This is a genomic window from Arthrobacter castelli DSM 16402, from assembly GCF_000430705.1.
In the GTDB taxonomy this organism is placed as follows: Bacteria; Actinomycetota; Actinomycetes; order Actinomycetales; family Micrococcaceae; genus Arthrobacter_C; species Arthrobacter_C castelli.
In genome coordinates this window covers 146,053-171,568 of sequence record NZ_AUMN01000006.1, presented here as the reverse complement: position 1 = coordinate 171,568, position 25,516 = coordinate 146,053, and the positions used below count along the sequence as shown (strand labels likewise).

Below are 25,516 nucleotides of genomic sequence, written 5' to 3'. Positions count from 1 at the left end.
TTCCTGCGCGAATGGGTCTCACCTGACGTGTAGCGGTCCACGCATAGCTGGCCTGGCATCGTGAGCATCCAAGTATCGGCAGCCGGAAGCTGAAGGGCCGGTGCTTGACGTTGCGGACCGGCAGGAAATCGCTGTGCTGCATGCTGGGTACAGCCACAAGCTGGTCGGCACATGCCGCGGCCAGTGAGTGTATGCCGATTGCGGGCGGCGAATAGGATGTAAAGGTGAGCAGCACTGTGGGACCGACCGAACCCGGCACTAAATTCCGCATGACCGGCCAGCAGCGGCGGGAACAGCTGATCGACGTCGGCCGCGGCCTGTTCTCTCTGCGGGGACTGGATGGCACCACTATCGAAGAGATCGCCTTGACCGCTGGAGTGTCCAAACCAGTTGTCTATGAACACTTCGGCACCAAGGACCGGCTGTACACCCGGGTGGTCGATCACGAGTCAAGCATCCTGCTCGGCGACATCACGGCTGCCCTGGACGCCGACGCCAGCAGCCGAGTGCTGGTCGAACGCGCCGCGCTGGCCCTGCTGGACTATATAGAAAACCGCACCGACGGGTTCCGGATACTGGTGCGCGACGCGCCGCCCACGCAGCACGAGGGCGCCTTCTCCACGCTGTTGTCGCAGGTGACGGTGCAGGTGGAACACATCCTCGCGGACGAATTCGAACAGCAAGGGTTCAACGCCGAGGATGGCGCCATCTACGCGCAAATGCTGGTGGGAATGGTCGCCATGGCCGGACAATGGTGGCTCGATTCGCGCCAGCCGGACAAACGGACCGTTGCCGCCCACGTGGTCAACCTGGCATGGAATGGCTTGAGCGGGATGCGGCACCATCCTCAGCTGCGCTCGGACTGAGGCTCAATCAGGATCGGTATATCTGCCACCGCGGGCACGGCATCCAGCAGCGCTGTCGCCGTCGCCGCTGTTTCGCACAGAATGTATCCGGCACCGCCGGCAAGGTAGGGGCGCAGCAGCTTGGCTGATAAGTCCAGTTCCTCCCCTGCCGCGACACTTCGGCGCACGTTCCATGCCGCGCCGGCGGATGCATCCGGAGCCAGCGTGTGGGCGGCCTCCAGGACCACGGCCAGTTCCTCGGCACCGGAGGCAACTGAGCTGTTCTCCACCACCAGCTGCACATCCCGGTCTGCGGCGCGACCCATCACCGCGGCCAGCCGGTGACTGATCCGCTCCGATCGGGCCGTCACACCAGGATCCGGCTGCCGGGAGCCGGCGTCGTCTCCGTTGCTGCTGGATGGCACCGTGCCCGCTGCCAGCTTCAAGCGTTTGGCGCCGACGTCGGCTGTCAGTTTCAGGTATGCGTCGACGTCGGCCACGACACCTTCGTCCGGCAACCGGGCATCCAGATTGACAGGTGCGGCCACCGCCTCGATGCTGATGCCCTGCTGGGCGAAGGAATCGCGGATGCCATGTCGTGGAACAGTTCCCAGATGCAGGCCGACAATGTTCCCCGGCCCCGCTTCAAAGCCGACGGACGATGTTCCTGCATCGGCCAGCCGCGCCAGCAGCGACTCGATATCGCCGTCGGCGGTGATAACGGCTCCGAACGGGCGGACGGGCTCTGCGTGATCAGTCATGTCCCTAGTTTTGCATCATCGGTACATCTGCACACGGAACTGCCGGAAAGCACAGAAGTTCCAGCCGAGGTTGCAGGCGGGTTCAGTCGGCGTCGTACACGGTCTTGAAGGCCCAGTCCCGCAGTCGGACCGGCTTGGCGAGCGTGTCCCCGGACGAATCGACCATGGTGATGGCTTCTCCGTCCGGCAGCGAGCGCGCACCGTCCGTCGTCGTCGCGGAGATCTCGTCGAAGTAGACGATGCCGAAGCGCGCGAGCGAGCTAACCGGATTGTCGGGATGTCCGCGGCCGACCCCGGCGCCGATCTCCACCGCCGGCGGATAGCCGGTGTCCCTGCTGGAATTGGCCGTCTCGCCGCTCGTTTCGTTGGCAACGAGGACAGTTGCCTTCCCGGGAGGTTCAGCACCCATGCAGATGACTGCGCTCATCACATCCCCCGGCGAGATGTCCAGGCCCAATAGCGGCGAGCAGATCACCTCTTGGGACTGATTCACTGTCATCTCGATGTGGAGGTCGATGAAACCGAGATAGACGTAGGTGTGAAAGTGGTCGATGGGCAGCCGCGGGCTTTGGACATACATGAGGTTGGGGATGGTCCAGGTGGCCAGCAGGGTGACGAAGGGAACGGAGCTTCTCAACGTGTAGCCGCATGTCCAACGTCGGGAGATCGCCGCCGTGCCCGTCACCTGATCGACCTCGGGGAACACGCCGTCCGGATCGACCCGGCGGTGCCCGAACCCTTGGTACCGGCGTGCCCTCTCATCCCAGAGCGCCGCGAGGCCGGGCCGGGTGTACGCATCCGGCCGACGGGGCAACCCGTAGTCAATGAGCTCGCGCTCCGTCGCGGCGGCGGCGTCGAAATCCGGTGGTGCGGCCCGCAGACCGTTCTGCCCGCCCGCGGACTCTTGAGTTCCAGCCATGACGGCCTCCCTTACACCATCCATTCTTCGCTGCGAGGAGTGGATCGGCGTGGCGCTTATTTTACTCCGCTCCACAGAACCGCCGCTACCCTGCCGCCCTTGGATAGTCTGGTCTCATGCACCTGCGAGACGCTGGCCCCTTGGACGGCGAGGCTCTGACTGACGCGTTGCTGAGTGCGGCGAACTGGGACGATCAGGAGCGCGTCACCCGCGAGCAGCTGCTGGCGGACCCGGAGCTGTCCCACTACGTGACGGGCTGGCCCCGTCCCACAGACTTCGGAACCGTCGCTGTCGCCGACGATGACTCGGCCGTCATCGGGGCTGCCTGGTGCCGCGTGTTCGACGCCGTCGATCCCGGCTACGGTTACGTCTCCGATGGTATCCCCGAACTCAGCATCGGCCTACGGCCGGCCTGCCGGGGCCGGGGCATCGGCAGCGCCCTGCTTGACGCAGTCATCGCTCAAGCCGCTGCCCGGCATCATCAGGGCGTGAGCTTAAGCGTCGAGGACGACAACCGGGCTCGTGCGCTCTATGTCCGGGCCGGGTCCATACCCGTCGGCAGAACCGGAGGATCCGACACGTTACTGCTTCACCTGTGATCGCAGGCCGGATTTCCCTGCCCGCGCTCTACTGCCAGGTGGCGGTGTCGGGGTCGATGCTGTGCGCGCGTGCGCTGGCATCGACGCTTTGACGGAACCAGGTGGCAAGGCCGGCGCGGATGCCATCGTAGTGGGCGGCAAATTCCGGATCGGTCTCATACTTTCGGCCAAGGCAGACCTGCATCTGCCTGGTGAGGGTAAAGAACGATGAAGTGAACACTTCGCGGTGCCGCTCGACGAGCTGATTCGCTTCCGGGCTGCCAGGTACGACGCCGGCGTCCACCGCGTCCCCGAGGGCACGGTCGAGATCAGCGACAGTGTCGGCGATGGCTCGCCATTCCTCTGGACTGCGTGAGGCTGAGCGTTCGGCGTACTGCTGCCATTGCGGTGTATCTCCGTAGAGCTGGCGGGCCTGGGCAGGCCAGTCCGGGTTCCACTGGGGGCCGAAGAGCGCGGCCTGCTGTTCGACAGTCAGCAGCAGGCCGCGCTCGTGGGCGTCGATCATCCGATCGAGTCCGGCGTTGAGCTGCTGGAGACGGTCGATCCGCTCGGCCACCTGGGTGCGCTGGGCGCGTAATGCGCCGGGCACGTCGGCGGTCGAGTCGTCGAGGATGGCCCGGATTCTGTCCAGGCCGAGGCCGGTCTCCCGGTAGACGACGATGCGGTGCAGGCGTTCCAGGTCACCGGCGGTGTACAGCCGGTATCCGGCAGTCGTGCGCAGCGATGGTCGCGCCAGTGCCATATCATCCCAATGGTGCAGTGCCCGGACCGTCACTCCCAGACGCGTCGCGACCTGGCCAACAGTCAGGCCATCGGTAGCAGTGACATCATGCATGCTCCCCATTGTCGCCGCTACGGCACCTGGTGGGGTGATCCCGACGGCGGCAAGGCTCCGCGCCTCTTCGCTGTCCGGGTCAAAGCGCTTCGCCGCAGTCAAAATAATCCGCGCGTTCTCGGGCGTGATCACCTCAACATCACGGGTATTCCAGGGAGTATCCCGTGGACCATCGACCGAGTCCGGACGCAGCGCACGGCATGCCTCGACCAGAGAACCCACCTGGCTGAGCACACACGAGAAGCTGACACTCATCGCTGGTGTCTGCTCCGGAACGCTCTGGCCCGGGACCAGGAGCACGTCCTGGAATGCCCACCGGCGCAGATGCACAACACCGCCGGGGATGCTGAATAGCTCGATAAATCCCAGCCCACGAATCCAGAAGTCCGTCGACGCGGCCAAGTCCGTCGTCGGAATCGTTACGAAGGCGGGCATTGCATATATTCCCCGGAAAGGCTCCGGCGGAACAGTGTCCGGGCCGGCATTAGGTACCGGGCTCATCTCAAAAGCATCGTAGTAGTCACTCATGCGCCCCATCCTCGGCCCTCACGCAACGTGAGGGTCAAGCGGGCAGCGAGGCCCCATCCCAAAGATCGATGATGCTGCCCCGGGCAACGCGTAACACATGCCATCCTATGACTGCCGGACACGCTCCACCGCGATGGCCCGAAAGACCGGAACCAATGAATCGGGCACGGGTTCGTAGTGTCCCAGATCAGGACCACTGAGCATTGAAGCCTGATTCCACTCCTCGCAATCAGCTCCGAGTCTGTGCAGACGACGGCGTTGTATTAACCGTCGGCGACCATCCTCTCGAGCTTTCCGGACCGATCGCCTCACCCGCCCGCGCCCAACTCGCTCAAAACCCGCATGCCGCTGGCCGGGATTGGCTGGTTCCCGGCAACGCGCCCGGACCCCCACGCGATCCGCAATTCCTCACCCGGTGGCGTCGAATGCTCGGCACCAGTCTCTCAGGGCTCCAGAAGACCGCCCGCTTCCGCATCGCTGGAGCCCTCCCTGCCAAAGTCCTCGCTGACATGCTCGACTTTCACATCAGTACGTTCAAAACCTACGCCAACCTCGCAGCAGGAGTCCGCGGCGAATACCCCGCGATCCGCGCCGCTACAACCCACCAGCGGTCCTGATCATCCTGCAGTTTGCGATTCGTGCCGCCCGCCGGAAGATGTACCAAGAACCTCTGTCAGAGACCCTTGGTATCACACCCGAAAGATTGGACGACCGGGGAGATCGGTACCCATATCTTCGGAATCTTAGACATTGCCAAGCGGATGTTTTCACGTCAAATCCTAGAAGTCAATACCCGTGAACGAAATCGCGTGCGAAACTCGAATATCAACCGGGATCTCTTGAACTTTGACTGTCTCTGCCATACGTTCAGACTACTGTTTACATCCGCAGATAGTTATATGACCACCATCTAGATCACTTTTAAAGGAATTATATGAAAACCAAAACCATCTCTACCTTTACGCGGTCAACATTGACAGTAGTTCTTAGTTCATCGATGCTCCTTGGAGGAGCGTCGATGAGCGCGGGCGCACCAACACCAGCAGGTGTTGTGCAACCACATGCAAATAGCAATCAGCAGACTTCCGTAGCTAAAGGGGTCTCTCCACGAGCCGGAGGTAGCTGGTGTTCTGATAGCAGATTCGGATGGCCAAGCTTTGAAAGTATGAGAAGAACCCTGGACAACCGGTTCCCCATAAACCGTAGGCAGGTCTGGCAGGCCCCGAACAACGACGCGGTGTGGGATATATGGTGCATGGCGAAGCCGTACTAATAGACGGAACAACAACTGAAGTCACTCCAAGCGTTGTTTACCTGGACGATGGGACCAGGCTTGGGTTCCGCCCTACAAGTAGGTCCGGAGGGTACGCAATCGATATAAACGCCAACGGTGTATCTTATAAGGTTCACGTTCGATGATTGAGTTTAACCCAAATAGCAGAAATTCAACGTTGTCGAAATGGGGCATCGAGCTGCTTTCACAAGCCACCGAAGATTGGGTCGTTTATGCCAAGGTTATTGAATTATGCCGCGAATCAGGTGTAGATGATCCCCACGCAGCTGCCTATGACTGGGTTAAAAGCCTTCTAGAAAGAAAATACATTAGAGTCGGCGAGTATAAGAACGCGAATTTTCGAGCATGGTGCGGGAGTGACTTGGAGATACTCAAGAAACTGAAAGAAACCGTTGAAACTGAGCGTCCCGATGATCCTTTAGGCCCGATAATGGATACAATGATCGATATAACGCCTAAGGGCGAGCAAGCCCTGCATAATGCTGGGTAAGTGAGGATGTAGGCGGGGTCCTCCCGATGATGCAAATTCTGCCACTGCCCATGTGGAAGATCTCGACGGTGCTTGGGGAGACCATCTGCAGCGGTCCGCTATGCCACTGGGAATAATTCTCGACAGGATAATGCACTTCCACCGGTATTGAGGTAAGCGAAAACAGTGGCTGCCTGTCGCGCGAACTCATCGCGGTCCAGCCTGCCCCACTCGGCACCGGTTACAAGCTTACGCACGTCGGTCAGGTAACGATCGATTTCGTCCGTTGTCACGTCCGCGAATCCGCCGCCGGCTTGTTTAGTCATGTTGACGGTTCGGAACTGCCCGGCCCATTAGTAGAACGGAGCGTTGCAGGTATTAACCGGCCGAAAGCGCTTCTTTTTACCCGGGAGGAACAAGGACCGGGCGGGAACGGCTCAATTTCCCTTCAGGACAGCACCTCTGCGGCGGTCAGCCACTCGTCTTCGAGCCGGCCCTGCTCGGCCTCCAGCTCCCGCAGCCGGGCGTTCAACTCCTCCAGCCGGCTCAAGTCCAGCGGCTCCTGCTGGGAGACTTCGGCCATCTGCGCGTGCAGCTTGGTGCCCGCCTCCGTCAGCTTGGTCAGCTGCCGTTCGATGCGGGCGATGTCCTTGCGGGCAGCCCGCTTATCCCCTTCGCTGGCACCGGCGTCCTGCCCGGATCCACCCGGAGCGGACGTGGGGGCCATGGGAGCCGTGGGCGATTCCTGCCCGCCCGGACCGGCCTGCGCATTGGACGTCCCGCCTTCGCGCAGCTGCAGGTATTGTTCGACGCCGCCGGGCAGCGCCTGCACCTTTCCATCGCCCAACAGCGCCAGCTGATGGTCGGTGACCCGCTCCAGCAGGTACCGGTCGTGCGAGACCACCACCAGCGTTCCCGGCCAGCTGTCCAGCACGTCCTCCACGGCAGCCAACGTGTCGGTGTCCAGGTCGTTGGTCGGCTCATCGAGCATCAGCACATTCGGCTCGCCCACCAGCAGCCGCAGCAGCTGCAGCCGGCGTCGTTCGCCGCCGGACAGCTCGGAGACCTTGGTCCATTGCCGCTGATTAGTGAAGCCGAGCTGCTCCACCAGCTGCGATGCCGTCAGCTCCTTATTGCCGACGGTGATGACCCGTTTTTCCTGTTCCACCACCTCGATGACGCGCTTGTGCGCCACCTCGTCCAGCTCATGGACATCCTGGGAAAGCACCGCCGTGCGGACGGTCTTGCCCCGCTTCCGCCTGCCGCTGGTCGGTTCCACTTCCCCATTGAGCAGCCGCAGCAGCGTGGTCTTGCCGGCGCCGTTGACGCCGACCAGGCCGACCCGCTCCCCCGGTGCCAGCCGCAGGGTGATGTTGGAGAAGAGCTCATTGCGCACGGTGCCGGCCGTGTTGGTGACAGTGCCGCCTTCGCTCCCGTTGTAGTCCAAGGACACGTTCTCCAGGTCCAGCACATCCTTGCCCAGCCGGGAGGTGGCCATGGCCCGCAGCGACGGCGTATCGCGCGGTTCGGGTTCGTCGGCGATGATGGCGTTGGCCGCATCGATACGGAACTTCGGTTTCGAGGTGCGGGCGGGCGGGCCACGCCGCAGCCAGGCGAGTTCCTTCTTCACCAGCTGCTGCCGCTTGTTTTCGGCGACGGCGGCGGCGCGGTCACGTTCGGCGCGGGCCAGCACATAGGCCGCGTACCCGCCGTCGAAGGCCTCCACCAACCCGTCATGGACCTCCCACGTCCGGCTGCACACCTCGTCGAGGAACCAGCGGTCGTGAGTGACCACCAGCATGCCGCCGTCGTTGGCGCGCCAGCGCTGCTTCAGGTGCCGGGCCAGCCAGGCGACGCCTTCGACGTCCAAATGGTTGGTGGGCTCGTCCAGCATCAGCACGTCGTCGTCGGCAATCAGCAGCTTGGCCAGCGCCACCCGCCGCCGCTGTCCGCCGGAGAGGTCGCCGACGGCGGCATGCCAGTCAACGTCGGAGACGAGCCCGCCCATGACGTCGCGGATCTTGGGGTTGGAGGCCCATTCGTGGTCGGCGGCGTCCCCGACGATGGCGGTGCCGACATCGAGCGTGCTGTCGAGCACATCGGACTGGTCGAGGAATCCGACACTGACATCGCGGCGACTGGTGATCCGGCCGTCGTCGGGAGTCGATCGCTGGGCCAGCAACCGCATCAGCGTGGACTTGCCATCACCATTGCGGCCGACGACGCCGATCCGGTCGCCTTGATCGATGCCCAGCGAGACGCCATTGAGGATGGTGCGCGTCCCGTAGGACATGGTGATGTTCTCACCGCCGAGCAAGTGTGCCACGGATACTACTTTCGTCGATCGGATTGCTGTCGTTCGGTGCTGCTGTCCGGCGCCGCGGGCTTCTGCCGCTGCCAGTGGGGCTGACCGATGCTGCTACGGGCCGGACAGCAACTGCGTCCCGGCCGCGGGCCCATGCACCGCAATTGCGCCCGGGCCGTCGTCGGTCAGCGTTTGTGCCAGCCGGGCCGCGTCGTCTTCGTCACGGCTCAAAAATGCCACGGTGGGGCCCGAACCGGAGATCATGCCTGCCAGCGCACCACGGTCGCGGCCAATTGCAAGGATATCGCCAAGGGCGGGGGCCAACGCCAATGCGGCCGGTTCCATGTCATTGTGCAGCACCGGCGCCAGCGCATTGGGATCACCACTCCGGAGGGCGCCGAGCACGGCTTCATCCGCGTCCGGACCACGCCGATCCGCCGGCGTGTCTGCCTCGGCCCGCATCCGGTCCAGCTCTCGGTACACGGCGGGGGTGGACAGTCCGGCCGGTGCGGGAACCAGCACCCAGTGGAAGAGCCCCGTCGTTGCGGCCGGCGTGAGCCGCTCGCCGGTGCCGAGGCCGACGGCGGCACCGCCGAGCAGTGCGAACGGCACGTCGGCGCCCAGACCGGCGGCCAGCCGGGACAGCGCCATCGGGTCGAGCCCGCATCCCCACAGTGCGTTGCAGGCGACGAGCGCGGCCGCGGCATCGGCCGAGCCGCCGCCCATACCGCCCGCGACCGGCACCCTTTTGGCCACGTCCAGATGCGCCCCGGCGCTGACCTGGCACGCGTGCTGCAGGGCTGCCGCGGCCCGGACGGCCAGATTGCTCCCGTCGAGCGGAACGGTCGGCCCGGGCCCTGAGTCCATCCCCACGCTGACGGTAATCGCCCCGCCGGGCCTGCGGGTGGCGGTGACCTCCTCGTACAGCGATACCGCCAGGTAAATGCTGGCCACGGTGTGGTATCCGTCGTCGCGCGGCGGTCCGACCCGCAGGCAGACGTTGATTTTGCCCGGCGCCCTGACGCGCACGGCGTCAGGCGACGCTGTGCGCGTCAGGGCGTCGGCTGCATCGCTCATGCGCCGCTTCCCGCGGTGGACGGCCGGTGCCCGGCAATCCGCGCGAAGCCGGCCACATCGACCACTTCACCGCGGGAGACGGGATCAACACCGGCACGGACCAAGGCCTCTTCGGCCGCGGCGCCGCTTCCGGCCCAGCCGGCGAGCGCGGCGCGGAGGGTCTTGCGCCGCTGGGCGAAGGCAGCGTCTATCACGGCGAAAACTTCTTCGCGGCCCGCGCTGGTCTGCGGCGGTTGCCGGCGGGTGAGGCTGACCAGCCCGGAGGCGATGGTCGGAGCCGGCCAGAAAACATTGCGGCCCACCACCCCGGCCTTGCGGACATCGGCGTACCAGGCAGCCTTCACCGACGGGACGCCGTAGATCTTCGAGCCCGGCTTGGCCGCCAGCCGGTCGGCGACTTCATCCTGGACCATCACCAGTGAGTGCTGCAGCGACTCGAACCGGGCGAGCAGATTCAGCACCACCGGCACGGCGATGTTGTAGGGCAGGTTGGCGACGACGGCGGTCGGCTCCGCTTCCAGCGTGGTGAGCTTGAGTGCGTCGGCTTCGACGACGTCGAGGCGGGAGGCCGCTTCCGGGCGCCAGTGAGCTGCCGTTTCGGGGAGCTTGGCTGCCAGCACCGGGTCGACTTCGACGGCGATCACCCGTGCGGCAGCGTCCATCAACCCCAGCGTCAACGAGCCCAGGCCGGGGCCGACCTCCAGCACCACGTCGTGAGGCCCGACTCCCGCCGTGTTAACGATGCGGCGAATGGTATTGGGATCGATGACGAAGTTCTGCCCCAGGGTTTTCGTCGGGCGGATGCCGAGGCTGTCGGCCAACGCCCGCACGTCGGCCGGCCCCAGCAGGGTGCCCGCCAACGACGCCGGCCGGGAGGTTTCGTCGCGCTGGTTCACCCGTTCATCCTAGCGGCTTGCGCCGTGCCGGTGAGGGCGTTCAGAGCAGGCCCAGTTGCGAGGCGCAGGACGGCCAGTGGCCCCAGCCGCCGCCTTGCTTCAGCACCTTGGCGGTCGCGATCTGTTCGGACGGGCTGGCCAGATGCGGCAGCGGCGCGTATTTGCCTCCGCCGGCGCCCAGCCAGCTGCTCTGGCTGAACTGCAGCCCGCCGTAGTAGCCATTACCGGTGTTGATCGACCAGTTCCCGCCCGATTCGCATTGAGCCAGTGACTGCCACACTCCCGACACCGCAGCGGCCGTGGCCCCGGCTGCCCCGCCGCCGGCTGTGTCCGCACTGTCACCGCCGCCGCTGCTGTCGCCGCCGCTGTTGGACGCCGTCTTGACTGCAGGCTCAGGCTCCGCCTCGGGTTCAGGTTCGGGGCGTTCCTTGGTGCCGATGGCGATCTTTCGGGCCACCGGCTCGGCTGTGACCTCTTTGGAAACCAGGGACCGGCCGACTTCCTCACCGTCAAGGCGGGTCACCGTGTACGTCTTGGTCAATGTGCCCGGCGCTCCGGTGCGCACCACCTTGCGCTTGCCCTCGGGCAGGTCCGGATCTTCTTCGGCCACCGTGTCGAAGGCGATGCCCTCTTCCACGGTGTCCTTTCCGGCGTTGTCGACACGGGTGATTTTGACGGCCATGTCTTCGATCACCGGCGTCCGGTCCGACACCGAGACCCGGTCGTCCTGGTCCAGCCGGATGCCGATTGAATCCAGCAACCCGCCGACCGTTGCCGCCGTCGTTGTTTCGCTGCGGATCTGCCCGTCCACGACGACGTGAACCTGCTTGGGGATGGAAATTTCCACATAGTCGCCGCTGGAGGCAAGCACCGTGGTGGCAGGCTCGGAAACTTTCGCTTCGGCCGGAACATCGAGTTCATCGACCAGGTCCGCTACGGTCGAGCCGGTGGTGCGCACCGTCCGCTCGGCGCCGTCGAGTTCAACCTGGACCTTTTTAGCGGTCTTGACGCTGATCCGACTGCCGTCGTGCACGGTGGCGGAGAGTGCCGGCTGCACCTTGTCGCGGGCGGAAATTTCGATGTCGGCGCTGTGCAGTGCCGCTCCGACCGTGCCTGCGACGGTGGTCACCGACGTGGTCCGGCCATCGACGGTGACAACAACTTCCTTGTTGATGCCGACGAAGGCAATCAGCCCCAGGGCCAAGGCGGCCATCACCGATGCCTGAGTCGTCCACTTCAATACGCGTTGTGCGCCACGGCTCATACGTCCCCATGTCCTCGCGAGTGTCCAGGCACGGGAAAGGCACCGGGACCGCGCTGCAGGCCCTGACGGCACTGCGGCGCAACAGATCAACTCCGGCATGCGGCTGCAGCGGGTTTGGGCGCACGAACGGAAACGTCCAACCTCGTCGCTGATGAAAAGTTCTTAGCCCGCAAGGCCTTCCCCGACCCCGGCTAATAGTGCCTTACCGTAACCGAAATGTGATAATGGATCAAACCTGAGTCCAGGGACCGTAGACTTCCTCGGTGTTGGCGGTGAGCCGCGACGCCAGTTCACCGGCATCGACCTGCAGTTCGCGGGCCATCGCCTGCACGGTGTAAGGCACCATGTAGCTGGCGTTGGGCCTGCCACGATACGGGTGCGGAGTCAGGAACGGAGCATCCGTCTCCACCATCATGCGCTCCGGGTCTGTGACGGCGAGTGCCTCACGGAGATTGGCCGCGTTCTTGAACGTTACAGTCCCGGCAAAAGAAACATACCATCCCTGCTCGTTGCAGATGCGGGCCAAGGCCGCGTCCCCCGAGAAGCAGTGGAACACCACCCGCTGTGGCGCCCCTTCCTCGCGCAGGATCCGCACCACGTCGTCATGAGCGTCCCGGTCGTGGATCTGCAGCGCCAGCCCCAGCCGCTTGGCCATGTCAATGTGGCGGCGAAAGGAGTACTGCTGCCGTTCGATACCGTCGTCGGCGGTGCGGAAGTAGTCGAGTCCGGTCTCGCCAATGCACCGCACCCGCGGGTGGGCGGCGAACTGCTCGATTTCGGCCAGCGCCGCCTCCAAGGTGCCGTCGCGTGCCATCAGCGGCGCTTCGTTGGGATGTATGGCCACCGCGCCGAGCAGCCGGGGTTCGGTCTCCAACGCCTGGACCGTGAAGCGGGAGGATTCCAGGTCGCACCCGACCTGCACGGCCCCGGCCACTCCGACAGCCTCCGCGGCATCCATGGCCTGGCTGACTGAGACTTCAACGCCGCCGTCGCGGAAATCGAGGTGGGTGTGGTTGTCGATGACAGGATGTTCCAACGGCTGAGGCGCCGGCGCATAATCGAGCACCCGACGCTGGCCGTTCCCGTCGACACTGCCCCGGGATTTGCCGCCGCCGGTGCCGCCGTCGAGCCCGTCGCCGGGTTCGTCTTCGCCGCGGCGATAGGCCGCCGGAATCGTCCCTGCGGTGGTTGAGTGCTGGGGGTTCATGATGATCGTTCTTCCCTTCTGACGCCGGCGACATCTGCCAGCCTATGCGTTGGTAACGGTATCAATGGAGGAGAATTCTGCACGCCGGTGCGGTTGAGCGGGTAATCTGAACCAATAGGGGACATATCCGGTTCAACATGGAAGGGGTGTCCATGGACTCCGACCACCGCACGATGGATCCGGAACCGGTGGTCAGCACCGGCACGGGGGACACGGCAACAGGGGACGAAGCTGCCGAGCATTTTCACCGGGCCAGCGGCCGGATTCTGGACCTGATCAGCACCGTCATCGACGGCAAGGCCGAAGCCGCCCGGCTGGCCTTGACCGTGCTGCTGGCCGAGGGGCATCTGCTGCTCGAGGATGTGCCGGGAGTGGGCAAGACCATGCTGGCCAAGACCCTGGCGAGGACGATCGACTGCTCGGTCAACCGGATCCAGTTCACCCCGGACTTGCTCCCCACCGATGTCACCGGAGTGTCAATCTTCAACCAGGCCTCGGGCCAGTTCGAATTCCGCGGCGGACCGGTCTTCGCCAACATCGTCATTGGAGACGAGATCAACCGTGCCTCCGCCAAGACCCAGTCCGCCCTGCTCGAATGCATGGAGGAACACCAGGTGACCGTTGACGGCAACTCCTACATCCTCGGTGAACCATTCATGGTCGTGGCCACCCAGAACCCCATCGAGATGGAGGGGACCTACCCGTTGCCCGAGGCGCAGCGGGACCGTTTCATGGCACGGATTTCGATGGGGTATCCGGACACCGAGGCGGAAATCGAAATGCTGCAGACCCACCAGTCTGTCTCGCCGCTGGACGACGTGAAGCCGGTGATCAGCTCCGAAGAGGCAGTGGCGATGATCGATTTCGTCCGCAATGTCTACGCTGCCCCTGCGGTCAAGGAGTACGTGGTCGCTCTGGGCCAGGCCACCCGGGAACATCACCAGCTGCGGCTGGGTGCCAGCCCGCGGGCGTTGCTGCAACTGCTGCGTGCGGCCAAGGCCAGCGCCGCGCTGTCCGGGCGGGACTTTGTGCTGCCCGACGACGTCGCGTCGGTGGCCGGCGCCGTATTGGGGCACCGGCTGATCCTCGACCGCAAGGCCGCCAGCGCCGGCGAAAGCCCGTCGACGGTGCTCGAGTCGATCCTGGCCAAACTGCCGGTGGCCCCCGGCGGCCGTCGCAACGAGCAACACCGATAAGGTGGCGCGGCCGTGCTGGACAAACTCCCCTCGAACCTTCTGACCATCCGTGGCTGGGGTCTGTGCGCCGCGGGGGCAGTGTCGCTGATCGCCGCCGAGGTGCTGGGCCGGCGTGATCTGCTGCATCTGGGGTTCTTCCTGATCCTGCTGCCTGTGCTCGCGGCATTGGCGCTGCAGCTTTTGAAACCGCGGTTCATCATCGAACGCGCCTTCCGGCCCGCGTCGATTGAGACGGGCTCGACGACGACGGCGAGGTTAGGCGTGCGCCGCTCCGGTCCACTGGGCGGCAGCATCACCATGACGGAACAACTACCCGAACACTTCGGGCAGCCCCCCGCGTTCACGTATCCTTCCAGCGTGGCCTCACGCAGCGGACGCAGCTTGTACGAATACCGGCTGCGGACCGACCGCCGGGGACTGTACCGGATCGGCCCCGTCTCGGCGGATTTCGCCGACCCGTTCGGATTGAGCCACCACCATCACATGCTGGGCGACGTCGACATGTTGACGGTCACCCCCGCACCGCATCCACTGCCGGAATCATCGGTATCGGGCTCCCGCGGAACTGAAGGGGCGACGGCGACCAGGACGCAGGCGAATCCCAGCAACGATGACGTGATGACCCGCGAATACCGGCACGGAGACCCGATGCGGCGGGTGCATTGGCCCGCAACTGCACGTCAGGGCGAACTGATGGTGCGCCAGGAAGAGTCGGTCACCACTCCGCAGGCCACCATCATCATGGACCAGCGGGCAACAGCCTTCCGCAGCAATGCCTACACATCGCTGGCCGAGAGCACCCCGTCCAAGGACGATTTGTTCACCACGGTGAACTTTGAATGGGCAGTGACCGCTGTAGTATCGGCCGCCCATCACTTGATGGAGCGTAATTACTCCGTCCGGTTGCTGGACAGCCGCGCAGCCGCCGGATTACTCCGGTCTGCCTCGACCTCCTGGCCCGAGCAGGAGGAATTTTCAGGCACCGCCGGTATGCACAACCTGGCCGAAGGATTGGCAGACCTTCAGCTGGAGGCTGATCCACCGTCCGGCAAAACCACGAACCGTGCCCCGTCTGCCACGGCACACCCCCAAAGGACGCCTGCGCCCGCCGGCCCGGCGGGCGGGGGCGCCTTCTCCGACGCGCTGATGGAGGCACTGGCCGCCAACAGGTTGCGGGGCCCGCTGATCGCCGTCACCGGTCGTCTCACCAGCGCCGAAGCCGCCGAACTCGCTGCCGCAGCCGAGTTCGGCTCGCATGCCTTCGCGCTGCTCGTCACGGACCGCCCCGGGGAGGCTGAACCTGAGCTGGACATCCTGCGCGCCAGCGGATGGCGGGCCGTCGCCGTCAATTCCAAGTCGTCGCTGCCCGCGGCCTGGGCACATTATGACGCCCCGCACGCCCACAGCCGGCCGACCGCCAAAACCAGTCTGGGGGCACCGCAATGACTGCCACCATTCCCCGGGCAGCGGACCGGCAGAGCCCCGCAGCGGCCGACGGCACCGACACTCCGTCGCGCCGCCAGCCGGTTGGGAATTGGCCCTGGCTGATCAGTGCCGCCATCGGCGCCGCAGTGATTTTCACCTCCTTCAGCCTCAATGGCGTGCTCTTCGGGTGGGGGTGGCTGCCCCAGGTGGTGTTCAGCGTTGCAGCCGTGCTGGCAGTCACCGCAGGTGCCAGAGTGCTGCGGGTGCCTGCATGGTTAATACCGGTGGCCGGCCTCGCAGCCCTGATCGCGGCGCTGACCTTGTTATTCTTCCCCGGCGAGAGCTTCGGCGGGTTTATTCCCACCGCGGAGACGGTCGACGCACTCAGGATCGCGCTGCTCGAGGCCAACCAGGTAGTGGTCAACCAGGTTGCCCCGGTGCAAATCACCGACGGGATTGTGCTTGTCACCTGCGTGGGGCTATCACTGGTGGCGCTGCTGATCGACACCCTGACCGCCACGCTGCAGATGCCCGCCACCAGCGGATTGGGCCTGCTGGCTGTACTGGTGGTTCCCGCCATCGTGAAATCGACAAGCGTCGGCGCGGCCGGCTACACCGCGGCGATCGTCGGCTACTTGATCCTGCTCGGCTCTGCCCACTGGATCTTCTCCCGGGACACCGCCCCGTCCGGTGGCCTGTCAGCCTCGCTGCTCGACCGCGCCCTGGTGATCGGCGCTGCTGCCCTCGCCGGCACACTGGTGCTGCCGCTGGCCGTGCCCGGGTTCACCAGCGGCCTGTTCCCGGAAGGCTCGAGGCTGAGCCTGGGGACGTCGTCGGGCCTCAACCCCATGGTCACCCTGGGCAATGACCTGCGGAACCCAGGCAGCGCCACCCGGATGACCTATACCACCACGTCCGATGAACCGGTGTATCTGCGGGCGGTGACCCTGGAACACTTCGACGGCACCACGTGGGCACCGGATCAGAGGCAGGACCGGCGCTCCACCGGCATTGACTCCCTCGGCGAAGAAACCGATGAACTGCTCGAAGGCCCCACCGAAATTTCCACCACCCGGATCAACGCATCAAACTTTTCCAGCCCCTGGCTGCCGGCACCCTATGCGCCGGTTTCCATCTCCGGACTGGACGGCCAGTGGAGCGTCGACCCGCTGACGCTGAGCATCCTGGGACTCGATGAGTCGACGACGGCGAACCAGACCTACACGGTCACCAGCGCCACACCGGTACTGACGCGGCAAACGCTGGCGGAGGCCAGCGCCATCCCCCGGGACAGCCTGAGCGAACCATTCCTCGACCTGCCCTCGGAGGTGCCCGGGCTGATTGAAGAAACCGTGGCCGACGTGACCGAGGGCATCACGAACCGCTACCGCAAGGCCATGGCGATCCAGGACTACTTGCGCTCCGAAGACTTCGTCTACTCCGAAACCGCACCGGTACGGGGCGGTTACGACGGCAGTTCCATGGACATTGTCGCCCGGTTCCTCGAAGAGAAAAGCGGCTACTGCGTGCATTACTCCGCGGCGATGGCGGTGATGGCACGCGCCGAAGGCATCCCCAGCCGGATCGCCGTGGGGTATGCACCGGGAACCGCCACTGGCGAGACAGTGATGACCGAAGACGGCGTGGAGATGACCGAGTTCGAGGTTGACTCCGACGATGCGCACGCGTGGCCCGAGCTGTACTTCTCCGGCCTGGGGTGGGTGAAATTCGAACCGACCCCCTCCCGCGGCGTGGTCCCCGAGTACGCCCGCGCTCCCTCGCAGAGCCCCGACTCCGCAGCCAATCCGAACAACCTGAACCCTGACGAGCTGCAGAACGCGGCCGATGAGGAAGAGCAGGCGCCCCAGGACGATCCCACCACCGGTGCGGGGGCATCGGGGGCGGCCGACGACGACGGCGGCCCGTCCTGGATCGCCGTCACTGTGACACTGGCCGTGGCCCTGCTCCTGGCGGCGATGCCATACCTGACCCGACAATGGATCATCAGGCGCCGGCTCCGCCTGATCCGGAAACATCCGGATCAGGCGGCCATCGCGGCCTGGCGGGAAATTAACGATACGGCCACCGACTACCGCCTCAGAGCGCGGCAGAGCGAAACGCCCCGGGCGTTCGCCGAGCGTTTGCGTGACACCGGTCTGGACGGAACCGGTGCGGCGGATGCGATGCACCGGTTGCTGCTGGCGTACGAACAGACCGAATATGGCCGGCCGCGCCCCCGGCAGACCGACGGGCAGGGTGGGACAGCTTTGGCCACAGCCCCGCGCTCGGTTCACGCCGGCGATGTGGCAACGGTCCAGGAGACCCTGTCCCGGACCAGTACTTGGCAGCAACGCCTGATGGCATCGCTGCTGCCGGCCTCGCTGTGGCGCCCGTGGCGGCGCACCTCCGGCTGAACTGGCGCCGCGCCTACAGCTGAAGCTGCTCCCCTGTGTCTCCCCAGAGAAGCCGAATCAAGAAGCAGGCAATAACGTTCGCGCTTTTTCGGTGAGCCAGACAGTGGCGTCAGGATGCCAACCGGTCAGCAGACCGTACCTCGCCGTATCGAGCATCAGCGGTGTGTAGGCCGCATTAAGGTATCCAGCAACTGATACATGCACGCCGTCCCAATCTCTTGCCACTTCGGACCAGTCTGGAATAAGTAACCGGGACCCGACGGGAACATCCTCGGCCCAGTCAAAGGTGACGATGTTCGACGCTTCATATGGGTATTGCTGAAGAAGACGAACCCAATCTGAGCGCTGATGAACCTCGTATACGGTCGCTTCAGGATCGACACGCACGGACCACAAAGTGTGCTTGTCATCCTTGAGCCAGTGATCGTCCGGGGCCGCGGAAATAACGCTGGGCGACCCCTGGATGGGGCCACGACTCGTGGTGAGAGCGTCCCCAGGGCAGACCCACCACGCTCCACCCGATTTAAGAGCAGCGAAGGATTTATCAATCAAAGCCGTACTTGTATGAAAGCCAGCATCTTTGCCACGCAAGTAACCGCGTTGATTGGTTCTGTCGACCGAGGCAGCCCACCATTGCAAGTTCGTCCGTGCAGACAGATCCTGGCCAATTTTCATGAGTTCGGGACTAGCGCTGCTATTAGCACATCGTCGAACCCTCGCCATTTGCTTTCGAGGCCGTGAGCATAGCTGTTGATAAATTCCCCAAGCAGGGCAAGGAATTCGCGATCATGTTGACGGCGTGGGGTGGCGAGCCAATGGCCGACGGCATCGTTGACGAGTTCCACCAAGAGAGGGCGGCCGGCGTTCTTTTGGTGAACAGCAAACATGAAATCAGACGGGTCGAGTCCGGCAATGCTGGCGAGCAATCCACGTCCAGCCCGGCCCCCTGCAAGCGCTTCCGAAATTGGAACACGGAATCCTGGTTCCATCGACGCTGCTCCTTACCATATAAGCGCTTCCCCCGACCATTATTCTCCGATGAAGTTTATGACTGGATCGCCGCTGGACGCATAGCCCTACCGGTACTTCGTGGACGGACTGGATATCTCTGACCCCGGTAACAGTATCTGGCAAAAACACCCTGGTCGCATCGCTGCTGCCGGCCTCGCTGTGGCGCCGCACCTCTGGCTGAAGTGGCTGCGCCCCTGGTTGCGCCAACCAGCACAAGGATGTTGAGGGATTCTTGCCCGCTGCGGCAAGGGTAACGGCGTGCGACAAATAGACTGTGATTTTGGGTGTGATTTCCTTGTGTTCGTGCCGTGAGCATGACATGCTCACGGTATGAACAACGCAACAACCCCCCGAGGGGGTCTCCGGGCGCATCAAGAGTCTGTCAAGCTTCCTGTGCCAGACCTCGTGGTCAGCTTGCGCGATCTGCTCGGTGCCAAACTGGTCGCTTATATTGGCTCGGTCAATGAAACGCGGGCGGTTCGCGAATGGGCAGAGGGGAAGCGCTCCCCTTCATCCATCGTCGTGAAGCGGCTACGCGAGGCCTACCATGTAGCAGCTCTCGTAGCGGAGAAGGATCACCGCCAGGTTATCCAAGCGTGGTTCCAAGGCATGAATCCTCAGTTGGGAGACGTCTCGCCAGCACGTTTGCTTCGCGAAGGAGATATCGACGAGGTCGCCCCACAAGTACTGGCTGCCGCACGTTCGTTCGCATCAATCGTCTAAGCCTGTGACCGACGACCCGGAAATTCAGACTATTCAACCTGACGGTTACGTATGGAGAGTTGGTTATAAGGACAACCCGTGGGTATGGGTCGGCTGGGAATGGGCAGACAATGGCAAGTTCGACGGCCGCTGGGACGACATCAATGGAAACTTCCGTACGGTCTATGCGGGCACCACGCTGCAGTCCTGCCTCATTGAAATGCCCGCAACTTTCAGGGCAGAGATCAGCGAAGTCTTTTCGCTTCTCGGGCTCGAATGGGAAACATAGATCCATCCCTGCCCACGCGTGCCAGACCGCGTCGCACCAGCGAAATGCACAGTACGACGCAGCCGGCTAAGCCTCAGTAGGCGTAGGGGTCGGCGATGCTGGTGTACTGCGTGTACAGGTACTCTTCGATCCCTTCCAGCCCGCCTTCGCGACCCAGACCGGACTGCTTGACCCCGCCAAACGGCGCCGCGGCGTTGGACACCACTCCGGCGTTGAGTCCGAGCATGCCGGTCTCGAGCTTCTCGCCGATGCGCAGCCCGCGGTTCAGGTCCCGGGTGAAGACGAAACTCACCAGCCCGTACTCGGTGTTGTTGGCCATCGCCACTGCCTCGTCCTCGGTCGAGAAGGTGGAAATGGGCGCCACGGGTCCGAAAATCTCCTCCTGCAGGATCCGCGCCGATTTTGGCACTCCGGTCAACACGGTGGGCTGGTAGAAGTAGCCCGGGCCATCGACCGGCGCACCGCCGGTGACTGTCTTGGCGCCGCCGTCGACTGCGTCCTCGACCAGGCTGTGCACCTTGTCCCGGCTCTTCGAATCGATCAGCGGGCCGACCTTGGAGCCTTCTTCGGTGCCGCGGGCCACGGGCATTTCATTCATTTTGGCGGCGAACTTCTCCGCGAAGGCTTCGGCGACGGACTCGTGGACAATGAACCTGTTTGCCGCGGTGCAGGCTTCGCCCATATTGCGCAGCTTGGCCGCCATCGCGCCTGTGACCGCCGCATCCAGGTCGGCGTCCTCGAACACCACGAACGGGGCATTCCCGCCCAGTTCCATGGAGGTGCGCAGCACATTCTGCGAGGCATCGGCGAGCAGGGAACGGCCCACCGGCGTGGAACCGGTGAAGGAAATCTTGCGCAGTCGCGGGTCCTGGATCAGCGGCCCCGTCACCCCCGACGCATCGGTGGTGTGGATGATGTTCACCACTCCGTCGGGCAGCCCGGCCTCGGAAAGCACCTGGGCAAACAACGACGACGTCAGCGGTGTCATGGTCGCCGGCTTCAACACCACCGTGCAGCCGGCGGCGATGGCGGGAGCAATCTTCCGGGTTGCCATCGCCAGCGGGAAATTCCAAGGCGTAATCAGCAGGCAGGGGCCCACCGGCTTCTTGTTGACCAGCATCCGGGTCTTACCATCGGGCGCCGCGGCATAGCGGCCGGACATCCGCACCGCTTCTTCGGAGAACCAGCGCAGGAACTCGGCCCCGTACGTCACTTCACCGCGCGATTCGGCCAGCGGCTTGCCCATCTCCAGGGTCATCAGCAGCGCGAAATCGTCGATGCGTGCGGTGACGGCTTCGAAGGCCCGGCGCAGGATTTCGCCACGCTCGCGGGCAGGGGTAGCCGCCCATGAATCCTGGGCCGCCGCGGCCGCATCCATGGCTGCCGCCCCGTCTTCTTTCGTGGCGTTGGCAATACTCAGCAAGGTCTCCCCGGTGGACGGATCTTCGACGTCGAGCGTCTGGCCGCCGGAGGCATCGCGCCACTGACCGTCGATCAGCAGGCCGGTGGGGACGGATGCGAGAAGTTCACTCTCATGTGCAGCGGAGATGGCCATAGTTTCGCTCCAATTTTCGACGTTGATCCAGCAGGTAAGCCGCCGGGTGGCGGCCGGACCGGCCCCGTCTCCTCAGGGCGGCTTTGGCATCACGCTATCCGTCTCCGCTGCCGCATGTCCATGCAAAGGCGCACAACGGAGATGGCACTCCGTTGTGCAGTTGGATAATCCGCACCCCGGTTCTCAGTCCTGCCGGGCGGCCAGCACTGCCCCGTACAGCTCCCGCTTGCTGACGACCGCTTCCTCGGCCACGGTGCCGACGGCGTCTTTCATCCGGGCACCACCGGAGATCAGTTCATTGACTGCCTCAACATGGTCGACGGCACGGGCGGGCGGAGCATCATCGGCACCGGCCACGACGACGGCGATCTCTCCGCGCACCTGGCCACTTCCGGCCCAGTCGAGCAGTTCGGCCACGGAGGCGCGCACCACTTGTTCGTGCAGTTTGGTCAGCTCCCGGGCAACGGCGGCTTTCCTGTCCGGGCCGAACCGGGCCTGCAGGGCCGCCAGCATTGCTTCGAGACGGTGCGGTGCCTCGAAGAACACCATGGTGCGCCGCTCGTGGGCCAGTTCCTTGAGCCGGGTGGCTCGTTCGCCGCTCTTGCGCGGCAGGAATCCCTCGAAGCAGAACCTGTCGGTCGGCAGCCCGGACAGCGCCAGCGCCGTGGTCACGGCCGACGGGCCGGGCACGGCCGTCACCGTCAGTGACTGTGCCACGGCAGCTTCAACCAGGCGGAAACCTGGGTCAGACACCGCCGGCATGCCGGCGTCGGTCACCATCAGCAGGGTCTTGCCGGCCCGGACCTCCTCGAGCAGCCCGGTCGTGCGGGCGGCCTCGTTGTGTTCGTGGTAGCTGAGGACCCTGGCCGACGTCGAAATGTTGAGCGCGTGCAGCAGCTTGTGCAGTCGCCGGGTATCCTCGGCGGCGATGACATCGGCCGATGCCAGCAGCTCCTGCAGCCGCGGCGAGGCATCCCCGAGATTACCGATCGGCGTGGCGGCCAGGACTATGCTGCCGCCGTCGTCCGCATTTTGATGTTCAACCACGCTGTACAGCTTAACTGTCCCGGCACTGTCCCGGCACTGCCGCGTCGGCAGCTCCGCCGCCTGGCTCCTGCTACTTCTTCCGCGCGACCGCCATGCCGGTCACCGCACCTGAGACCGCGGCCGCGGCAACGCCGGCGAGCAGCGGTTTGTGGGTGACCGCCCAGAAGGTCTTGCTCGAAGTCTTGGATGTGTCCCCGAAGCTTCCATGCGCGCCATGATCGACGTCCTCGTCCTGCGGCTCAAACAGGTTGTCCGGCCGGCTCTGAGGGTCGACCTGCTGGTCCGTTTGCTGGCTGCTGATTCCGCTCCTGCCCAGATACCAGTCGAGGAACCCGGGCGCGAATTTGTCGCCCAGCCGGGCCTTGATGGTCGAGGATCCGACGTTGATTTCCCGTGGCCGATGGTCGGCAGCCCACAGCACGGCCTCGGCGGCCACCTCCGGCTGGTAGATCGGCGGAACAGGCTGTGGATGGTTCGGCAGCCGGGTCCGCACCCAGTCGAACTGCGGCGTGTTGAGGGCCGGCATCTGCACGGAGGAGACCCTGACATTGCTTCGGGTGCTGTTCAATTCGGCGCGCAGCGAGTCGTTGAATCCCTGGATCGCGTGTTTGGCGGCGCAGTAGGCCGGTTGCGCGGGAATTCCGCGGTAGCCCAGTGCGGACCCCACCTGCACCACCACTCCCCGGTCGCGGGGCATCATCCGCCGCAGCGCACTCTGCGTGCCATGCACGAACCCGAGGAAGATCACGTCCATCACCCGGCGGTATTCGTCACTGGTAATGTCCAGCACCTTGGCAAAGACGGAGGTCATGGCGTCATTGACCCACACGTCAATCGGGCCGAGTTCAGTTTCAATCCGTTCCGCTGCCGCCTCCACGGCGTCGGCATCGGACACATCGACCGGGCAGGTGATGACCTTGACGGCGCCCAGCCGCTCGGCGGAACTTTTGGCCCCGTCGAGTCCGGCGGTGCCCCGCGCCAGCAGGCCGATCTTCGCGCCACGGGCGGCGTAGGCCTCGACCACGGCCCGTCCGACGCCGGCACTGGCGCCGGTAATAGCGACAGTGGGCTTTTCAACAATGTTGGATCTCATGACCGTCCTCCCCGTCCTGCAACGAAGCCCGGCAATCTCACCGATGGTCTTTACCGTATCATAAGCCTGCTTAGCTGTTTTCGGCCGGTAGCATGGATCCAGTGAGCCGGACCATCCATGAATCAGCTGCGACGGCGGGTCGGACCCGACCGTCCGCGCGGCTGGCCGGCAGCCGGCGGAGACAAGAACAACGGGGCTGGGTCGAGGACCCGTCGGCCTTTTATCGTCCGGATACACTCCGCAGCCGCCTGCTCGGCACCAGGGTCCCGCCCGGGCTGTGGGGCTGGCTGGCCCCCGTGCTGACGGCGGTCCTGGGCGGCGTGCTGCGGTTTGTCCGCCTCGGGCAGCCGGAGTCCTTGATCTTCGACGAAACGTACTACGTCAAGGACGCCTACTCCTACCTGCTCAGCGGCTACGAGCGGGACTGGCCCGACGACGCCGACAAGGCCTTTGCCTCCGGCGATCAGTCGGTGATCAAGGACAGCGCCTCGTATGTGGTCCATCCGCCCGTGGGCAAGTGGATGATCGCCGGTGGACTCTGGCTGTTCGGCCCTGACAATCCGTTCAGCTGGCGATTCAGCGCCGCGCTGGTGGGCACGCTGTCCATCCTGTTGATCGCCCTGATCGCACGGAAGATGTTCCAGTCAACGGCCCTCGCCGGCGTTGCCGGGCTGCTGGTCGCCATCGACGGCCACCACATCGTGCATTCAAGGACCTCGCTGCTGGATATCTTCCTGATGTTCTGGGTGGTGGTCGCTTTCGGCGCCCTGTTGCTGGACCGCGATGATGGACGACGACGGCTCGCCACCCGGCTTGCCTCCGGCGGCGTTCCCTCTGAACGCCTGCTGACCCTGGGCCCCTGGCTCGGGGTCCGCTGGTGGCGCATTGCTGCCGGCGTGGCCCTTGGCCTCGCCGTGGGGACCAAGTGGTCCGGACTATTCTTCCTCGCCGCCTTCGGCCTGATGACGGTGCTGTGGGATATGAACGCGCGACGGGTCGCCGGCATACGCAACTGGATCACTGCCGGCGTCGTCAAAGATGGGCTCTTCGCCTTTGTCTGCATGGTTCCAGTCGCGGCCGCAACCTATGTGGCGTCCTGGACGGGCTGGCTGCTCTCCGACAACGCCTACGACCGGAACTGGGCGGCCAACCACCCCTCCTCCACATGGGGGTGGCTGCCCGACAGTCTGCGTTCACTGGCCGAGTACCATCGCAGCGCCTACAGCTTCCACCAGGGCCTGAGCTCCGAGCACCCCTATGAGTCGAACGCCTGGACCTGGCTGGTGATGGGTCGGCCGACGTCGTTCTTTTTCGAGGATCCGGCACGCGGACAGGACGGCTGCCAGGCCACTGAATGTGCGCAGGCCATTTCCGTTGTCGGGAACCCGCTGATCTGGTGGTCGGCGGCACTGGCGCTGCTGGTGCTGCTGTGTTACTGGATTGGCCGCAGGGACTGGCGGGCCGGAGCCATCCTGGCCGGCGTGGCTGCCGGATACCTGCCGTGGTTCCTGTTTCCGGAGCGGACCACGTTCTTTTTCTACGCCATCGCCTTCGAACCGTTCCTGATCCTGGCGCTCACCTACTGCCTTGGGCTGATCCTGGGTGGCCGCGGGGCACCTGCGTGGCGCCGCCAGTCGGGCATCATCCTGGTGGGCACTTTCGTCGTCCTGGCCGTGGCGGTCTCGGCGTTCTTCCTGCCCATCTGGACGGCACAAACCATTCCCCACGAAGCGTGGGAACTGCGGATGTGGATGCCCAGCTGGATCTGAAGTGCGCCATGGCCCG

Annotated in this window: 23 protein-coding genes; 10 read left to right on the top strand and 13 right to left on the bottom strand. The window is 64.6% G+C overall.

Annotated elements, in window-relative coordinates:
• The first annotated feature begins 269 nt into the window (after window positions 1–269).
• On the top strand, window positions 270–866 hold the full coding sequence (locus H535_RS0108940; RefSeq protein WP_026819286.1) for a TetR/AcrR family transcriptional regulator: 597 nt from the start codon (window positions 270–272) through the stop codon (window positions 864–866).
• On the opposite strand, the gene H535_RS0108935 is transcribed toward H535_RS0108940, so the two are convergent.
• Together H535_RS0108935 and H535_RS0108930 are read right to left on the bottom strand one after the other, a co-directional pair.
• Complete coding sequence (locus tag H535_RS0108935; RefSeq protein ID WP_026819285.1) at window positions 848–1,606, bottom strand: hypothetical protein; 759 nt, start codon at window positions 1,604–1,606, stop codon at window positions 848–850. The genes H535_RS0108940 and H535_RS0108935 overlap by 19 nt on opposite strands.
• 82 nt (window positions 1,607–1,688) lie before the next feature.
• Complete coding sequence (locus H535_RS0108930) at window positions 1,689–2,525, bottom strand: hypothetical protein (protein ID WP_026819284.1); 837 nt, start codon at window positions 2,523–2,525, stop codon at window positions 1,689–1,691.
• A gap of 116 nt (window positions 2,526–2,641) precedes the next feature.
• Here H535_RS0108930 and H535_RS0108925 point away from each other — a divergent pair, with 116 nt between their 5' ends.
• Window positions 2,642–3,124 carry a GNAT family N-acetyltransferase gene (locus tag H535_RS0108925; RefSeq protein ID WP_026819283.1) on the top strand — a complete coding sequence of 161 codons (483 nt, stop codon included), beginning with the start codon at window positions 2,642–2,644 and terminating at the stop codon, window positions 3,122–3,124.
• A gap of 28 nt (window positions 3,125–3,152) precedes the next feature.
• Here the strand turns inward: H535_RS0108925 and H535_RS29915 are convergent, their stop codons facing one another.
• Entirely contained in the window at window positions 3,153–4,487 is a 1,335-nt protein-coding gene (locus tag H535_RS29915; RefSeq protein ID WP_245580236.1) for a TipAS antibiotic-recognition domain-containing protein, read from the bottom strand.
• A gap of 425 nt (window positions 4,488–4,912) precedes the next feature.
• Between H535_RS29915 and H535_RS0108915 the strand changes: the two genes are divergently transcribed.
• Window positions 4,913–5,104, top strand: a complete 192-nt coding sequence (locus tag H535_RS0108915; RefSeq protein ID WP_026819281.1) for a hypothetical protein — start codon at window positions 4,913–4,915, stop codon at window positions 5,102–5,104.
• 798 nt (window positions 5,105–5,902) lie between these two features.
• Window positions 5,903–6,271: a hypothetical protein gene (locus H535_RS28965; protein ID WP_155838628.1), complete on the top strand. Its 369-nt coding sequence runs from the start codon at window positions 5,903–5,905 to the stop codon at window positions 6,269–6,271.
• Window positions 6,272–6,698: 427 nt separating this feature from the next.
• Here H535_RS28965 and H535_RS0108910 read toward each other — a convergent pair whose 3' ends face one another.
• From H535_RS0108910 to H535_RS0108890, 5 genes are all read right to left on the bottom strand, one after another.
• On the bottom strand, window positions 6,699–8,576 hold the full coding sequence (locus H535_RS0108910; RefSeq protein ID WP_026819280.1) for an ABC-F family ATP-binding cassette domain-containing protein: 1,878 nt from the start codon (window positions 8,574–8,576) through the stop codon (window positions 6,699–6,701).
• Between the two features lie 93 nt (window positions 8,577–8,669).
• Window positions 8,670–9,632, bottom strand: a complete 963-nt coding sequence (locus tag H535_RS0108905) for a 4-(cytidine 5'-diphospho)-2-C-methyl-D-erythritol kinase (RefSeq protein ID WP_051298872.1) — start codon at window positions 9,630–9,632, stop codon at window positions 8,670–8,672.
• Entirely contained in the window at window positions 9,629–10,528 is a 900-nt protein-coding gene (gene rsmA, locus H535_RS0108900; RefSeq protein ID WP_026819278.1) for a 16S rRNA (adenine(1518)-N(6)/adenine(1519)-N(6))-dimethyltransferase RsmA, read from the bottom strand. Before rsmA ends, H535_RS0108905 begins: the two co-directional genes overlap by 4 nt.
• Window positions 10,529–10,568: 40 nt before the next feature.
• Entirely contained in the window at window positions 10,569–11,792 is a 1,224-nt protein-coding gene (locus H535_RS30200) for a resuscitation-promoting factor (RefSeq protein ID WP_026819277.1), read from the bottom strand.
• A 229-nt stretch (window positions 11,793–12,021) separates the two neighbouring features.
• Window positions 12,022–12,999, bottom strand: a complete 978-nt coding sequence (locus tag H535_RS0108890) for a TatD family hydrolase (protein ID WP_035768888.1) — start codon at window positions 12,997–12,999, stop codon at window positions 12,022–12,024.
• Window positions 13,000–13,172: 173 nt separating this feature from the next.
• On the opposite strand from H535_RS0108890, the gene H535_RS24410 reads away from it, so the two are divergent.
• The 3 genes from H535_RS24410 to H535_RS24405 are packed head-to-tail and all read left to right on the top strand — an operon-like array spanning window position 13,173 to window position 18,034.
• Window positions 13,173–14,195, top strand: coding sequence for an AAA family ATPase (locus H535_RS24410; protein ID WP_051298901.1), 1,023 nt, complete (start codon window positions 13,173–13,175; stop codon window positions 14,193–14,195).
• A 12-nt stretch (window positions 14,196–14,207) separates the two neighbouring features.
• Window positions 14,208–15,641: a DUF58 domain-containing protein gene (locus H535_RS0108880; protein ID WP_026819275.1), complete on the top strand. Its 1,434-nt coding sequence runs from the start codon at window positions 14,208–14,210 to the stop codon at window positions 15,639–15,641.
• Window positions 15,638–18,034, top strand: coding sequence for a transglutaminase TgpA family protein (locus tag H535_RS24405; RefSeq protein WP_051298868.1), 2,397 nt, complete (start codon window positions 15,638–15,640; stop codon window positions 18,032–18,034). The genes H535_RS0108880 and H535_RS24405 overlap by 4 nt, the downstream gene beginning before the upstream one ends.
• A gap of 57 nt (window positions 18,035–18,091) precedes the next feature.
• Here the strand turns inward: H535_RS24405 and H535_RS28960 are convergent, their stop codons facing one another.
• Window positions 18,092–18,709: a hypothetical protein gene (locus H535_RS28960; RefSeq protein WP_155838627.1), complete on the bottom strand. Its 618-nt coding sequence runs from the start codon at window positions 18,707–18,709 to the stop codon at window positions 18,092–18,094.
• Window positions 18,706–19,023, bottom strand: a complete 318-nt coding sequence (locus H535_RS0108870) for a hypothetical protein (RefSeq protein WP_026819274.1) — start codon at window positions 19,021–19,023, stop codon at window positions 18,706–18,708. Before H535_RS0108870 ends, H535_RS28960 begins: the two co-directional genes overlap by 4 nt.
• A gap of 352 nt (window positions 19,024–19,375) precedes the next feature.
• Between H535_RS0108870 and H535_RS28345 the strand changes: the two genes are divergently transcribed.
• Both H535_RS28345 and H535_RS0108860 read left to right on the top strand, forming a co-directional pair.
• Window positions 19,376–19,768, top strand: coding sequence for a hypothetical protein (locus tag H535_RS28345; RefSeq protein WP_026819273.1), 393 nt, complete (start codon window positions 19,376–19,378; stop codon window positions 19,766–19,768).
• A 4-nt stretch (window positions 19,769–19,772) separates the two neighbouring features.
• Window positions 19,773–20,036, top strand: a complete 264-nt coding sequence (locus H535_RS0108860; protein ID WP_026819272.1) for a hypothetical protein — start codon at window positions 19,773–19,775, stop codon at window positions 20,034–20,036.
• Between the two features lie 73 nt (window positions 20,037–20,109).
• Here H535_RS0108860 and H535_RS0108855 read toward each other — a convergent pair whose 3' ends face one another.
• The 3 genes from H535_RS0108855 to H535_RS0108845 all read right to left on the bottom strand — a co-directional run bounded on the left by H535_RS0108855 (window position 20,110) and on the right by H535_RS0108845 (window position 23,731).
• The gene (locus tag H535_RS0108855) at window positions 20,110–21,591 is read right to left on the bottom strand and encodes an NAD-dependent succinate-semialdehyde dehydrogenase (protein ID WP_026819271.1); all 1,482 of its coding nucleotides are present in this window, start codon (window positions 21,589–21,591) and stop codon (window positions 20,110–20,112) included.
• Window positions 21,592–21,774: 183 nt separating this feature from the next.
• Window positions 21,775–22,638 (bottom strand): 16S rRNA (cytidine(1402)-2'-O)-methyltransferase, encoded by an 864-nt coding sequence (rsmI, locus tag H535_RS0108850; protein WP_026819270.1) that lies wholly within the window; start codon window positions 22,636–22,638, stop codon window positions 21,775–21,777.
• A 70-nt stretch (window positions 22,639–22,708) separates the two neighbouring features.
• Complete coding sequence (locus H535_RS0108845; protein ID WP_026819269.1) at window positions 22,709–23,731, bottom strand: SDR family oxidoreductase; 1,023 nt, start codon at window positions 23,729–23,731, stop codon at window positions 22,709–22,711.
• Window positions 23,732–23,823: 92 nt separating this feature from the next.
• On the opposite strand from H535_RS0108845, the gene H535_RS0108840 reads away from it, so the two are divergent.
• Window positions 23,824–25,500: a dolichyl-phosphate-mannose--protein mannosyltransferase gene (locus H535_RS0108840; protein ID WP_026819268.1), complete on the top strand. Its 1,677-nt coding sequence runs from the start codon at window positions 23,824–23,826 to the stop codon at window positions 25,498–25,500.
• Window positions 25,501–25,516: the final 16 nt, after the last annotated feature.